This is a genomic window from Micromonospora sp. NBC_00389 (assembly GCF_036059255.1).
In the GTDB taxonomy this organism is placed as follows: Bacteria; Actinomycetota; Actinomycetes; order Mycobacteriales; family Micromonosporaceae; genus Micromonospora.
In genome coordinates, this window is the sequence record NZ_CP107947.1 from 2,439,810 (window position 1) to 2,452,870 (window position 13,061).

A 13,061-nucleotide genomic window follows, 5' to 3' on the forward strand; every position below is an offset into this window, starting at 1 on the left:
GTGGGGGCCGTCACAGCACGGGAGAGGGCATGAGAGAGTGGCGGGCATGCGTGCTCGCCGTCTGATCGCCGCCGCCAGCGTCGCGGCCCTGGGTGTCCTCTCCCTCGCCGCCTGCGGAAAGTCCGCACCGGACGTCGCCGCGTACGTCGGTGACGCCACCTACTCGGTGGACCGTGTCGATGCGATCTACGCCGACGTGCAGGCGAAGTTCGGCGACGCGGTCCGGCAGGAGGCCAGCCAGGCCGGTGCGACGCCCTCGCCCGAGCAGTTGCGGTCCGCCGTCACCCGGCAGGACGTGGTGAACCTGCTGATCAGCCTTGAGCTGGGCAAGCGGGTCGCGGCGGCGAAGAACCTCCAGGTGCCCGACGAGGTGACTCCGCAGCAGTTGGAACAGAACCTGCGGGTGCCGGCCAGCACCGAGTACGCCAAGCTCTGGGGCGAGTGGATCGACCTGCTCCAGGTGCTCAACCAGCAGCTTCCGCCGGCCGACCTGAGCGACGACTCGATGATGGCCGTCTACCAGGCCCTCACGAAGACCGGCGCGATCCAGGGCGGGATGTCGGTGGCCGACGTCCGCCGGGCGTTCGGTGACGGCGGCTTCGTCCGCGCCGCTACCGCGCTCAGCACCGCGCTGGAGGAGGAAGCCACCAAGGTCGACGTCTCGATCAACCCGCGCTACCGGGCGGTCGGGGTGCCGTCGGTGGTGAGCACCGGCGAGTCGCTGGTCTTCTACTCGCTTCCGTACATCAATGAGGCTGGCCCGGTCACCGACATCTCCACCCCGGAGCCGGTGCCGTCGAGCGCGGCCCCTGAGGCCGAGGGCACGGCCAGCTGAGCATGACGGCACGGATCGTCCTGCTGGTCACCTCGCCCCGACTGCCGGCCGGCCTGCTGACCTCCGCCGCCTGGGATGTCGTACGCGCGCACCCGGTGCTGACCGGCGCGGAGAGCGAGCTGACCACGGCCATGCGCCAGGCGGGCGCCGAGGTCACCCTCGTGGACGGCCCGGCGACGCAGCCGCTGCTGGACACGGTGGCGGCGCACGGCACGGTGGTCTGGCTGGCCGGCCCGGCCGGCGACGAGTCGCTGGCCCGGCAGTTGGGGCTACGGCTGGCCCGGGAGCCGGGGCTGGCCGAGTTGGAGCTGATGTACGGCTCGTGGGATCCGCCGGGCGCGCGGCTGCTGGACGCGGTGGCCGTGCTGGATCGGTTGGCCTCCCCGGGCGGCGACCCGTGGAAGCGGGCGCAGACGCACCGTAGCCTCGCCGGTTATCTGCTGGAGGAGAGCTACGAGGCGTACGACGCGATCAGCGCCGACGACACCGACGCGCTCCGCGAGGAGTTGGGTGACGTGCTGTTGCAGGTGGTGCTGCACGCCCGGCTCGCCGAGGAGTTGCCCGAGGGCGAGCGCTGGAATGTCGATGACGTCGCCGGTGGCCTGGTGGACAAGATGATCCGGCGTAACCCGCACGTCTTCGCCGGTGCCGAGGCGGGGACGCTGGAGGAGATCACCGCCAACTGGGAACGGATCAAGCGGGCCGAGAAGGCACGTGACTCGGTGCTGGACGGTGTGGCGCTGAGCCAGCCCGCCCTCGCTCTGGCCGCGACGATCCTGGACCGCGCCGCCCGGGTCGGTCTGGCCGTCCCGCCCCCACTGGCCGACTCTCAGGTGGACGAGGAGGCAAGGCTCGGCGCCAGCCTCCTGGCCACGGTCGCCGCAGCTCGCCAGGCCAACCTGGACCCGGAAGCCGCCCTACGCCGCACCACCCTGGCGTACGCCGAGGCCGTCCGCGCCGCCGAAACCCCACCCGTCGAACCTCCCGCGGAATGATGTTGATCAAGAGGTTTGCGTCAGCTCCGGGCCGGATCCTGACGCAAACCTCTTGATCAACGCGGCTGGCGGAGGGCGGTCGGTAGGGTCGGGGGGTGGAAGCGTTCGGGGTTTTGGCGGAGCGGGTTGTCGAGGCGTTGCTGGAGAGTCGGCCGGGGGCCGCCACCGCAGCCGGGGACCATCGGTACGACGATCGGCTGCCGGACCTGTCCGCCGACGCGCTCGCCGCCGACCGGGCGATGCTCTCCGACGCGGCGAACGCGCTGTCCGAACAGGACCCTGACTCGTTCGACGTCGAGGAGCAGGTCGATCACGCGCTGCTCACCTCCTTCGTGGATCGGGAGCTGTTCGAGCTGACCGAGATCCGGTCGCACGAGTGGAACCCGTTGCGCCACAACCCGGGCCCGCTGCTGCATGCGCTGCTGGCCCGCCCGTACGCCCCGGCCGAGGTGCGGCTGACCCAGCTGGCCGGCCGGCTCGCCGCCGTACCGGACGCCCTGGCGACCGCGCGCGCGACGCTGCGGGACATGCCGCGGATCCACGCCGAGACGGCGGTCGGGCAGTTCACCGGCACGGCCGCGCTGATCCGCGACGAGCTGCCGGCGCTGCTCGCCCAGGCGCCGCGCAGCCTGGACCGGGTGGAGCCGGCGGCAACCGCGGCGATCGCCGCGCTGGAGGAGTTCGTCGCCTGGCTGCGCATCGGCCTGGCCACCGACGCCGGCCCGGGCCGTGACCCCCGGCTGGGCCGCCGCCGCTGGGAGGCCCGGCTCTGGCACACCCTGGACACCGAGCTGGGCGCCGCCGAGATCCAGCGCCGCGCCTGGGCCAACCTGGACCGGGTCACCGCGGAGATCCGCGAGGCGGCCGTCGAGCTGGTCGATGGCCAGGCCGACGACGCGGCGGTACGCCGGGCGCTGGACGTGCTCGCCGCCGAGCACCCGGACGACCGGACCATCGTCGAGCTGGCCGGGGTGACCCTGGACGAGGCGACCGACTTCGTCCGCGCGCACGACCTGGTCTCTCTGGTCGACGACCGGTGCGTGATCCAGGAGATGCCGGAGTTCGCCCGGGGCGTCGCGGTGGCGTACTGCGACGCTCCCGGCCCGCTGGAGACCGCCGCCCTGCCGACCTTCTACTGCATCGCGCCCACCCCGTCGGACTGGCCGGCGCACCGGGTCGAGTCGTTCTACCGTGAGTACAACGACCACATGATCCGCAACCTGACCGTGCACGAGGCGATGCCCGGGCACTTCCTCCAGCTCGCCCACGCCCGGCACTACGTCGGCGGCACCCGGGTCCGGGCGCTGGCCAGGTCCGGCCCGTTCATCGAGGGCTGGGCCGTCTACGCCGAGGAGCTGATGGCCGGGCTCGGCTTCGGTGGCCTCCCGGTGCGGTTGCAGCAGCTCAAGATGCAGCTGCGGATGACCATCAACGCGCTGCTCGACCAGTTGGTGCACGCCGAGGATCTGCCTGAGGCCGAGGCGATGGCGCTGATGACGGGGCGCGGCTTCCAGGAGGAGGGCGAGGCGGCCGGCAAGTGGCGCCGGTCGCTGCTCACCTCCACCCAGCTCTCCACCTACTTCGTGGGGTACAGCGAGGTGGCCGAGATCGCCGCCGCCCGCCCGGACGGGGTGTCGGTGCGCGACTGGCACGACGCGATGCTCGCCCACGACTGCCCGCCCCCGCGCCACCTGCGGACCCTGCTCGGGGTCTGATCCGCCCCGATCGAGCGCCGTCCGGGTGCGTTCAGCGCCGCGCGGCGGTCACCGTGGCGTCGATCAGCCAGCGCGAGATGGAGTACGCGGGCGGCAGCTCCGCCGGCAGCGCGTCCAGGCCGAACCAGCGGGCCTGGGTCAGCTCCCGGCCGTCGACCACCGGCTCGGCATGCGGGTCGGCGGCACGGGCGGTGAAGCCGGCGAGCAGCACCCCGGGGCCGGAGATCGCCCACGGCTGGCTGCCGAAGTAGGCCAGCCCGTCGACGGTCAGCCCGACCTCCTCGCCGACCTCCCGGTGCACGGCCGCCTCCAGCGTCTCGCCGGCCTCGACGAAGCCGGCCACCAGTGCCCACAGCCCGGTCGGCCCGGTGGCGTGCCGGACCAGCAGCAACTGGTCCGCGTGGCCGGCCCGGCCTGGCCGGGTGATCGCGACCAGCACCGCGGCGGAGAGCTGCATCGGCACGTACAGGTCGCAGTCGGGGCAGCGGCGGGCCGACTCGCCGGGCAGGTCGGTCAGCTCGGCCCGGCAGGCGCCGCACCACCGGTGGGTACGCCGCCAGGTGATCACCGCCAACGCTCGGCCGGCCAGGGTGGCGAGCGGCTCGGGCACCTCGGCGGCGAGCGACGCCCAGCCGCGCGCCCGGCCGGGGAACTCGTCGGCCGTGGCCAGGTCGGTCGCCCATGCGGGCACCCCGTCGAGGGTGCCCAGTGGCACCCATCGGATGTCGGCGGGCAGGTCGGCGACCCGCGCCACGGTCCCGTCGGCGGCGGTCAGCAGCTTCGCGCCGATCACCGGCAGGGCGAGGTCGGTGGGCGCGGGCGGGCGGCCGAGGTCGGCCGCCGGCTGGAACCCGACGTGCGGCGCAGACCCGACGTGCGGCGCGGACCCGACGGTCGGGCCGGTCACGAGCCGCCCGGCCGGCGGTCCACCACCCCGGCGCCGGCGGGCGGGTCGAACGCGTCCTTCGCCACCGTCTCGGAGTAGCGGCTCAGCGCCAACTCCATCGGCTTGCCGTCGATCGGCCCGGTGAAGCTGCCCAGCACGCCGTCGGTGGTCACGCAGGCGGTGAAGTCGCCGTCCGACCGCTGGACCTCGACGCAGGTGGCGTGGTGCCCGGCGATGGTGGTGTCGCTCTGCTTGATGACCGCCTGCGGGTCGAGTGCGGCGGCGGTCAGCAGCCCGACCACCACCGGCGGGGTGACCAGGCCCTGCCGGTTGGCCTCGTCGAAGAGCGCCACGGTGGGCTTGCTGGCCGGGGTCGGCGGCGCGACGATGGTGCACTCCGTGCGGCCGCCGGCCGCCGTGCACCGGGTTACCGCCTCCTGGGTGACGGTGAGCCGCCCACCCGGGTAGCTGTACGTGGAGCGGGCCGGGTCCTGCGCCTGCGCTATCGCGGCGCTCTCGCCGCCCGGGAGCTGATACTCGGCCGAGTAGGTCAACTCCAGCGCCCGGTCGAGCCGGGCGGCGAGGTCGTTGACGAGATCGGAACGCCCCATGGCGCGTCCGGCGTCCTCGAATGTCTGACAGCCGGTGACCGTGAGCGACGCGATGACCGACACGGCGAGCATGCGGAGGGTGGTCGAGGCGGCGGGCATGGCGACCAGCCTGGTGGATCGGGTCGGCGCAGCGCAAACCAGTTGCCGGTTGACGCCCGGAAATCCGGGAATGTCCGTCAGTGGGAGGCGACTCGGGTGCGCGGGCGACGCCGTGCCCGTTCCCGTGGCCCGATACGCTGCGTTCAACACCTGCCTCAGCCGCACCGTCGCGGCCCACCCATGGACCGGATCACAACAACGAGGAGCGACTCAGTGGCAACCATCGAGGGAATCGTCGCCCGGGAGATTCTCGACTCGCGGGGCAACCCGACGGTCGAGGTCGAGGTCGGCCTGGACGACGGCACGGTGGCCCGCGCCGCAGTGCCCTCCGGCGCCTCCACCGGCGCCTTCGAGGCGATCGAGCTGCGCGACGGTGACGCCGACCGCTACCAGGGCAAGGGCGTGGAGAAGGCGGTCTCCAACGTCGAAGACAAGATCGTCGACCAGATCATTGGGTACGAGGCCAGCGAGCAGCGGCTGATCGACCAGAAGATGCTCGACATCGACGGCACCGACAGCAAGTCGGAGCTGGGCGCGAACGCCATCCTCGGCGTCTCCCTCGCGGTCGCGAAGGCGGCCGCCGGCAGCGCTGAGCTGAGCCTGTTCCGCTACCTGGGCGGCCCGAACGCGCACCTGCTGCCGGTGCCGATGATGAACATCCTCAACGGTGGCGCGCACGCCGACTCCAACGTCGACATCCAGGAATTCATGATCGCGCCGATCGGCGCGCCCACCTTCCGTGAGGCGCTGCGCTCCGGCGCGGAGGTCTACCACGCGCTGAAGTCGGTGCTGAAGAAGCAGGGCCTGTCGACCGGGCTGGGCGACGAGGGTGGCTTCGCGCCGAACCTGCCGACCAACGCCGCGGCACTGGACCTGATCGCCGAGGCGGTCGAGAAGGCCGGCTATCGGCTCGGCACCGACATCGTGTTCGCCCTCGACGTGGCGGCGACGGAGTTCTTCGACAACGGCACCTACACCTTCGAGGGTGCCGCGAAGTCCGCCGAGGAGATGAGCAACTACTACACCAAGCTGGCCGGCGACTACCCGATCGTGTCGATCGAGGACCCGCTGGCGGAGGACGACTGGAGCGGCTGGCAGACGCTGACCGCCTCGATCGGCGACCGGGTGCAGATCGTCGGCGACGACCTGTTCGTCACCAACCCGCAGCGCATCGCCCGCGGCATCGCGGAGAAGGCGGCGAACGCGGTGCTGGTCAAGGTCAACCAGATCGGTTCGCTGACCGAGACCCTGGACGCGGTGGACCTGGCCCACCGGGCCGGCTTCAAGTGCATGATGAGCCACCGCTCCGGCGAGACCGAGGACACCACCATCGCCGACCTGGCGGTGGCCACCGGCTGCGGTCAGATCAAGACCGGCGCGCCGGCCCGCTCGGACCGGGTCGCCAAGTACAACCAGCTGCTCCGGATCGAGGAGGAGCTGGCCGACGCGGCGCGCTACGCCGGTGCCGGCGCGTTCCCGCGCTACCGTTCGGCCTGAGACGCGAGAAGCCTCGGGGGAGGGGTGTGACGATGCAGCAGCGCCGCACACCGGGTGGTCAGCGTCCCGCCCGCCGGTCGGGTCAGTCCGGCCGGCCGGGCGGTGGCCGGGCCACCCGGGGATCGGTCCGTGAGGCCGGCGTACGCGCCGAGCCGCGGGGCGCCGCCGGTCGGGCACCGGGCGCGGCCCGGGGTGCCGACGGGGTCCGCTCCGCGAACCGCCCCGCCGCGGCCCGACGGACCGCCGCTGGCGGTGCCGTCAAGCGGCTCGCCGCACCCCACCCCCGTCGCTTCACCGGCCGGGCCACCGTGCTGTTCGCGGTGCTGATCGCCCTTGCCCTCGCCTACACCTACCCGGTCCGGGTCTACCTGGACCAGCAGGCCGACATCGAGCGGATGGAGGCCGCCCAGGCGGCGCAGGAAGAAGAGATCGCCAAGCTAGCCAGCGAGGCGGCCAAGTGGCAGGACGCCGAGTACATCAAGACGCAGGCCCGGGAGCGGTTCTTCATGGGCCGGCCGGGCGAGAAGATGATGGTGGTGCTGCACGACCCGGAGGGCGCCGCCCGGGACGCCGGGAAGCCGGCCGGTTCGGGCGCCCCGGCTGGTCCGGTGACCTGGTACGACACGCTCTGGTCGAGCGTCCAGGCGGCGGACAGCCAACAGCCGGGCAAGTGATCCACCGACCAGCGCACCAGGAGAGATGGGCACCGTGACTGTCGTACCACCGCCGGAGTCGGCGGCGGATTCCGTACCCCTGCCGCAGCGCGAGCCGGCCACTGAGGCCGACCTGGCCGCGGTGGCCGCGCAGCTCGGCCGCCCGCCCCGGGGTACCCGGGCGGTGGCCCACCGCTGCCCGTGCGGCCTGCCGGACGCGGTCGAGACGACGCCCCGTCTCGCCGACGGCACCCCGTTCCCGACGTTGTACTACCTGACCTGCCCCCGGGCCACGGCGGCGTGCAGCCGCCTGGAGTCGGCCGGGTTGATGAAGGAGATGGCCGAGCGGCTGTCGACGGATCCGGAGCTGGCCGCCCACTACCGGGCCGCGCACGAGGACTACCTCGCCCGCCGGGCGGCGATCGGCGAGGTGCCGGAGATCGCCGGGATCTCGGCCGGCGGGATGCCGGGCCGGGTGAAGTGCCTGCACGTGCACCTGGGGCACGCGCTGGGCGCAGGCCCCGGGGTGAACCCGTTCGGCGACGAGACGCTGGAGCTGGTCGAACCCTGGTGGACGGCCGGCCCGTGCGTGGACGTGCCGACGGCCGAATGAGAGCGGACGCCGTGTCCCCGGTAGCGGGTGCCGACGGTCAGATCCTGGTGCGGCGTGCCCGCACCGGGGATGTGCGGGGCATCCGGCGGCTGGTCGACACGTACACCGACGACCGGCGACTGCTGAGCAAGGCCACCGTCACCCTCTACGAGGACGTGCAGGAGTTCCGAGTGGCGGTTCGGCCCGAGGACGGCGCCGTGGTGGGCTGCGGCGCGCTCCACGTGATGTGGGAGGACCTGGCGGAGATCCGCACGGTCGCGGTGGATCCGTCGTGTCGGGGCCTGCGGATCGGCCACCGGCTGGTGGGCGAGCTGATCGACGCGGCCCGGGAGTTGGGTGTGGCGCGGATCTTCGTGCTCACCTTCGAGACCCGGTTCTTCGCCTCGTTCGGGTTCCGGGCGATCGACGGTGCGCCGGTGCCGCAGCCGGTCTACGAGCAGCTGCTGCGCTCGTACGACGAGGGTGTCGCGGAGTTCCTGGACCTGGAGCGGGTCAAGCCGAACACCCTGGGCAACACCCGGATGCTGCTGCGCCTGTAGTCAGGCCCGCCGGGGATGCGCGGCGAAGAACTCCCACATCAGGTCGGTGGCCGACAGGCCCGCGGTGGATGCGGCGAGCTGCCCGGATGTCGCTCCCGGCCAGCTGTGGCCCATGTCGGGAATGGTGTAGACGCTGACCTCGCTGCCGTCCGCGCAGCCCGCCACCGTCCGGGTCACCCCCGGCACCCCGGACGCCTTCGGGCTCGGTCGGCAGGTGAGCCGCTGCTGCCAGGTCTGCATGCCGGTTTGGAAGATCGAGGCGTACCGGTCCTGGCCGCCGATGAAGGTGATCACGGAGACCGGGCTCTTCGGCACGTAGCTCTCGGACGTGGTCAGGGACCCGCTGTAGCCGCCGCTGACCACCCCGATCGCGGCGAACCGGCCCTCGCCCTCCACCGCCGCCCGGAAGCTCATGTCGCCGCCGTTCGAGATGCCGGTGAGGAAGACCCGGTTCGGGTCCGCGCGCCAGGTCTGCACCAGGTGGTCGGTGAGGGTGGTGAGGAAACCGACGTCGTCCGCTTTGCCGCAGCAGATCAGCGCGTTGAAGCCGCCGCCCAGCCCGTCGGGGTAGGCGACCAGCACGTTGTCCTTGTCGGCCTTGGCGTCCAGGCCTCCCAGCTCCTGCATCAAGGGGCCGGTTCCGGGGTAGAAGTGCAGCGCGATGACCAGGGCGGGCGGCCGGTTCGGGTCGTACCCGGGCGGGGCGTGCAGCAGGTAGGCGCGGTCCACCCCGTTGTGTCGCAGGGTGAGCCGGTGGTCGCCGGGCGCCGGGCGTTCGGTCGACGCCGAGGGTTGTGCGGACAGGGTCGACGAGGGTCGCCCCCGCTGACCACACGCCGCGACCACCACGATGAGGCACAGCCCCGTCAGCAATGCCAACATCCGTCGCACGTCGGCCACCCCTCGTCGACCCGTGGTCCACAGTGGGCGTGTTCCACTCGTGGATCAACCCTTTCGGTCCAGGGCGAAGGCAGGCAGGCTGTTCCCATGCTTCGGCTTCGGCTCGGGCCGGCGGACCTGTGCCGGGTGCGGTTCGGTGACCGGCTGCACCCGGTCGGGACCGCGCTGCTGGCCGGTCAGTGGCTGCGCGATCCGACGGTCGCGGTGATGGCGCCGGCCCTGGCCGAGCGGGCGGCGGCGGTCGAGGGCGCCGGCGACGCGCAGGCCGCCACCGCGATCCTGCGACACCTGCTGCCCGACCGGGGGCGTCTGCCGGACTTCGTCACCCCCCTCGACGGTCTGGAGTCCGTGGCGGCCGGCCTCGAAGCGATCCGGGCCGCGCCGGCGCGGCGGGTCCGCGCCGAGGTCACCGAGTCGTACGCCGACGCGGCCGCCACCCCGCTGCGGCGGCGGTTCGCGGCGGCCGACCCGGAGGTGCTGGACCTGTTCGGTCAGGCCGTGCGCACCTGGTTCGATGTCGTCCTCGCGCCGCACTGGCCCGATCTGGTGTCCACGCACCGCCAGCAGGTGACCTGCGCCAGCCAGCGACTGGCGCTGCACGGCCTGGCCGGCCTCTTCGGGGGGCTTCACCCGGCGATCCGGTGGCGTGAGCCGGTGCTGGAGGTGCGCACCTGGTGGGATGGGGAGTTGAGCGGCACCGGCCACGGGATCCTCCTGCTGCCCACCCCGTTGGCCGGTCCCCGCCCCCGGGTGCTGGTCGAGCCGGGCCGCCCGATCCTGCTCGTCTATCCGGCGCCGATGCCGCACCGGCCCGCCACGGCGGCGGGCGACTCCCTCGGGCGGCTGCTCGGCACGACCCGGGCGCTGGTGCTGCGGCGGCTCGCGGACGAGGGCGGGCTGAGCACGACCACGCTGTCCCGGGCCGTCGGGATCAGTCTCTCGTCGGCGTCGGAGCATGCCACCGCGTTGCGGGAGGCCGGCCTGATCGCCAGCGAGCGGGACGGTGGGGCCGTCCGGCACCACGTGACACCGCTCGGTGCGGGTGTGCTGGGGGCGGGCCCGGGGGCGGCCTGCTCCGAGGCGTGGCCCTCGGCTGGGCAAGCCGCCGGAGGGCCGCCGGTCCTACCGTAAGGTTGCTGCCGTGACGACGCGTGTGGCGGCCATCGACTGCGGGACCAACTCGATCCGACTGCTGGTCGCTGACCTGCCCGATTCGTCGGCCGGGCCGCAGGCTCCGCTGGTCGACCTGACCCGGCGCATGGAGATCGTCCGGCTGGGGCAGGGCGTGGATCGGACCGGCCGGCTTGCGCCGGAGGCGATCGAGCGGACCCGGGTGGCGCTGGCGTCGTACGCCGCCGACATCGAGAAGCTGGGTGCGGAGCGGGTGCGGATGTGTGCCACCTCGGCCTCCCGGGACGCCGCCAACGCCGCCGACTTCACCGAGATGGTGCAGCGCACCCTCGGGGTCGCGCCCGAGGTGGTCACCGGCGACGAGGAGGCCCGGCTCTCGTTCACCGGTGCGGTACGCGGGCTGCCCGCCGACGCGAAGGAGCCGTTCCTGGTCGTCGACATCGGCGGTGGCTCCACCGAGTTCGTGGTCGGTGACCGGGCCGACGGGGTCCGTGCGGCGATCTCGGTGGACATCGGCTGTGTCCGGATGACCGAGCGACACCTGGCCGGAGACCCACCGACGCCGGAGCAGGTCGCCGCCGCGCAGACCGACATCGCGGCTGCGGTGGACCGGGCGCTCGCGGCGGTGCCTGGTCGGGAGGCGGCCACGCTGGTCGGCCTCGCCGGGTCGGTCACCACCGTGGTCGCCATCGCGCAGGGCCTGCAGGAGTACGACCCGGAGCGGATCCACCACGCCCGGGTGTCGTACGAGGCGGTGGCTCAGGTGACCGCGGACCTGCTGGGTCAGACCCGTGAGCAGCGGTTGGCGATCCCGGTGATGCACCCGGGTCGGGCCGACGTGATCGGGGCGGGCGCGCTGGTGCTCCGCGTGATCATGGAGCGGGCCGGGATGCCGTCGGTGGTCGCCTCGGAGCACGACATCCTCGACGGCATCGCCTGGAGCCTCCAGCCGGCCTCGAACTAGCTGGGTTGATCGACGCGAGATCGGGGATGTCGGGGTTTCCGCTGGCCGGGATGCCCCGACATCGCCGATCTGGAGTCGCCCAGTCGCCCAGTCGCTCAGCCGCCCGGCGTGTCGGGGTCGAATCGTTGACGCTACTTCGCATTGCACAGTAGTGTGCAGTGCGTGGACACCACACAGTTGCTGAAGGGCGTGCTCGATCTGGCCGTCCTCGCCGTGCTCCGGGAGGAGGACGGTTACGGTTATGACATCCTGCGCCGGCTGCGCGAGGCCGGCCTGGAAGAGGTCGGTGATGCCTCGGTCTACGGCACGCTGCGCCGCCTCTTCGCCGCCGGCCTGCTCACCACCTACGTCGTGCCGAGCGAATCCGGGCCGCACCGGAAGTACTACTCGCTCAACGCCGCCGGGCGTGACCAGTTGACCCGCTCCGGCAAGCTCTGGCGCTCGTTCGCCACCACCATGGACAGTCTGCTCGACGATCGGGGGATGGCGGCATGACCGTCACGGAGCAGGAAATCACCGACTACGTGGCACGGGTCCGGGCGGCGCTGGCCGACCTGCCGCCCGCCCAGCGCGACGAGCTGACCGAGGACCTGCCCGACCACCTCGCCGAGGTGGCCGCCGAGGCCGACGGCACGCTGGTCGAGCGGCTGGGCGAGCCCGAGGCGTACGCCGCCGAGCTGCGGGCCGCCGCCGGTGCCCCGGCCAGCGGGCGCAACCTCGACCAGCGGGTCGCCGCCACCGTGGTCCGGTTCCGCAGCCGGCTGCGTGCCGTCGATACCCGGCTCGGTCCACCGCTCGGGTACGAGACGGCCAGCGACTTCCTCCGGTTGCTACGTCCCGGCTGGTGGGTGCTGCGCGGCTACCTGGCGGCGATGCTCGTCACCGTGATCAGCACCGGCGGCAGCTTCGGTCTGCTGCCCCGGTTCGGCGGCGAGCTGCTCGCCGGCCTGATCATGCTGGTCGGCTTCGTGCTCGCCTCGATCTGGCTCGGTCGTCGCTCCGCCCGACTGACCCGCTGGCCGCGATCGGCGATGCAGGTCGGCAGCGCGGTGCTGGTGGTCTTCGCGCTCGCCGCTCTGATGCAGGCGGAGGACCGGATGCGTTACGGCGACTACGGCTACGACCCGACGTCGGTCGACAATCCGTACGACCGGGTCCGGGACGTCTTCGTCTACGACAGCGAGGGCCGGCTCGTGGAAAATGCCCGGCTCTTCGACCAGAACGGCGACCCGATCCGGCTCGGCTACCCGGACTGCGCGGACCTGGCCGACGCCTATGCCAAGCCGTTGCTGCGGGCGTACCCGTACTGCCCGGACCAGGCGCCATTCGGACCCCGGGCTCCGGGCGCGCCCGCACCGACCGCAGCTCCGGCGACGACGCCGAGCCCGGTGCCGACGGCGCCCCCGGCCACGACGCCCGGGACGGCCACCGGTGAGCCCACGGCGGGCCCGACCGCGACGCCGACCAGCACCCCGAGTGGCGAACCGACTCCCGCTGTGACGGGCTGACGGACGATGTGAACTGGATCATGCAGGCGAAGCTGGGAAATAGCTGAACGGACGAGGCGAGCGGGACGACGCCGTAAATCAATGATCGTTACGGTGTCGTCTGCTCATCAATCCC

14 protein-coding genes are annotated in these 13,061 nt (G+C 72.8%); 11 read left to right on the forward strand and 3 right to left on the reverse strand.

All coding sequences use genetic code 11. From position 1 onward, the window contains the following. Positions 1-46 precede the first annotated feature (46 nt). The 3 genes from OG470_RS11730 to OG470_RS11740 all read left to right on the forward strand — a co-directional run bounded on the left by OG470_RS11730 (position 47) and on the right by OG470_RS11740 (position 3,545). Positions 47-835, forward strand: coding sequence for a hypothetical protein (locus tag OG470_RS11730; RefSeq protein ID WP_328423571.1), 789 nt, complete (start codon positions 47-49; stop codon positions 833-835). Between the two features lie 2 nt (positions 836-837). Then, a complete protein-coding gene (locus OG470_RS11735) occupies positions 838-1,830 on the forward strand; it encodes a nucleoside triphosphate pyrophosphohydrolase (protein ID WP_328423573.1) in 993 nt (330 codons plus the stop codon). 95 nt (positions 1,831-1,925) lie between these two features. After that, positions 1,926-3,545, forward strand: coding sequence for a DUF885 domain-containing protein (locus OG470_RS11740; RefSeq protein ID WP_328423575.1), 1,620 nt, complete (start codon positions 1,926-1,928; stop codon positions 3,543-3,545). A 31-nt stretch (positions 3,546-3,576) separates the two neighbouring features. On the opposite strand, the gene nudC is transcribed toward OG470_RS11740, so the two are convergent. Then, entirely contained in the window at positions 3,577-4,452 is an 876-nt protein-coding gene (nudC, locus tag OG470_RS11745) for an NAD(+) diphosphatase (RefSeq protein WP_328423577.1), read from the reverse strand. Further along, complete coding sequence (locus OG470_RS11750; RefSeq protein WP_328423579.1) at positions 4,449-5,141, reverse strand: hypothetical protein; 693 nt, start codon at positions 5,139-5,141, stop codon at positions 4,449-4,451. The genes nudC and OG470_RS11750 overlap by 4 nt, the downstream gene beginning before the upstream one ends. A gap of 213 nt (positions 5,142-5,354) precedes the next feature. Here OG470_RS11750 and eno point away from each other — a divergent pair, with 213 nt between their 5' ends. From eno to OG470_RS11770, 4 genes are read left to right on the forward strand one after another with little or no spacing between them, the layout of a single operon-like run. Continuing rightward, positions 5,355-6,638, forward strand: a complete 1,284-nt coding sequence (gene eno, locus OG470_RS11755) for a phosphopyruvate hydratase (protein WP_328423581.1) — start codon at positions 5,355-5,357, stop codon at positions 6,636-6,638. A gap of 32 nt (positions 6,639-6,670) precedes the next feature. Next, positions 6,671-7,312 carry an FtsB family cell division protein gene (locus OG470_RS11760; RefSeq protein WP_328426311.1) on the forward strand — a complete coding sequence of 214 codons (642 nt, stop codon included), beginning with the start codon at positions 6,671-6,673 and terminating at the stop codon, positions 7,310-7,312. 34 nt (positions 7,313-7,346) lie between these two features. Next, positions 7,347-7,904, forward strand: a complete 558-nt coding sequence (locus OG470_RS11765) for a DUF501 domain-containing protein (RefSeq protein WP_328423583.1) — start codon at positions 7,347-7,349, stop codon at positions 7,902-7,904. Beyond that, on the forward strand, positions 7,901-8,443 hold the full coding sequence (locus OG470_RS11770; protein WP_328423585.1) for an amino-acid N-acetyltransferase: 543 nt from the start codon (positions 7,901-7,903) through the stop codon (positions 8,441-8,443). The genes OG470_RS11765 and OG470_RS11770 overlap by 4 nt, the downstream gene beginning before the upstream one ends. On the opposite strand, the gene OG470_RS11775 is transcribed toward OG470_RS11770, so the two are convergent. Then, positions 8,444-9,325, reverse strand: coding sequence for an alpha/beta hydrolase family esterase (locus OG470_RS11775; RefSeq protein WP_328423587.1), 882 nt, complete (start codon positions 9,323-9,325; stop codon positions 8,444-8,446). Between the two features lie 105 nt (positions 9,326-9,430). Here OG470_RS11775 and OG470_RS11780 point away from each other — a divergent pair, with 105 nt between their 5' ends. From OG470_RS11780 to OG470_RS11795, 4 genes are all read left to right on the forward strand, one after another. Further along, positions 9,431-10,474 carry an ArsR/SmtB family transcription factor gene (locus OG470_RS11780; RefSeq protein WP_328423589.1) on the forward strand — a complete coding sequence of 348 codons (1,044 nt, stop codon included), beginning with the start codon at positions 9,431-9,433 and terminating at the stop codon, positions 10,472-10,474. A 22-nt stretch (positions 10,475-10,496) separates the two neighbouring features. Continuing rightward, positions 10,497-11,438 (forward strand): Ppx/GppA phosphatase family protein, encoded by a 942-nt coding sequence (locus OG470_RS11785; RefSeq protein WP_328426313.1) that lies wholly within the window; start codon positions 10,497-10,499, stop codon positions 11,436-11,438. Positions 11,439-11,600: 162 nt separating this feature from the next. After that, the gene (locus tag OG470_RS11790) at positions 11,601-11,933 is read left to right on the forward strand and encodes a PadR family transcriptional regulator (protein WP_074316865.1); all 333 of its coding nucleotides are present in this window, start codon (positions 11,601-11,603) and stop codon (positions 11,931-11,933) included. Then, complete coding sequence (locus OG470_RS11795; protein ID WP_328423591.1) at positions 11,930-12,946, forward strand: PT domain-containing protein; 1,017 nt, start codon at positions 11,930-11,932, stop codon at positions 12,944-12,946. Before OG470_RS11790 ends, OG470_RS11795 begins: the two co-directional genes overlap by 4 nt. Positions 12,947-13,061: the final 115 nt, after the last annotated feature.

Excerpts from the sequence above, each read along its gene's own strand:
- OG470_RS11770 (WP_328423585.1), top strand. The coding sequence starts at position 7,901 with ATGAGAGCGGACGCCGTGTCCCCGGTAGCGGGTGCCGACGGTCAGATC.
- OG470_RS11735 (WP_328423573.1), top strand. The coding sequence starts at position 838 with ATGACGGCACGGATCGTCCTGCTGGTCACCTCGCCCCGACTGCCGGCC.
- OG470_RS11780 (WP_328423589.1), top strand. The coding sequence starts at position 9,431 with ATGCTTCGGCTTCGGCTCGGGCCGGCGGACCTGTGCCGGGTGCGGTTC.
- OG470_RS11760 (WP_328426311.1), top strand. The coding sequence starts at position 6,671 with ATGCAGCAGCGCCGCACACCGGGTGGTCAGCGTCCCGCCCGCCGGTCG.
- OG470_RS11730 (WP_328423571.1), top strand. The coding sequence starts at position 47 with ATGCGTGCTCGCCGTCTGATCGCCGCCGCCAGCGTCGCGGCCCTGGGT.
- OG470_RS11775 (WP_328423587.1), bottom strand. The coding sequence starts at position 9,325 with ATGTTGGCATTGCTGACGGGGCTGTGCCTCATCGTGGTGGTCGCGGCG.
- OG470_RS11795 (WP_328423591.1), top strand. The coding sequence starts at position 11,930 with ATGACCGTCACGGAGCAGGAAATCACCGACTACGTGGCACGGGTCCGG.
- OG470_RS11750 (WP_328423579.1), bottom strand. The coding sequence starts at position 5,141 with ATGCCCGCCGCCTCGACCACCCTCCGCATGCTCGCCGTGTCGGTCATC.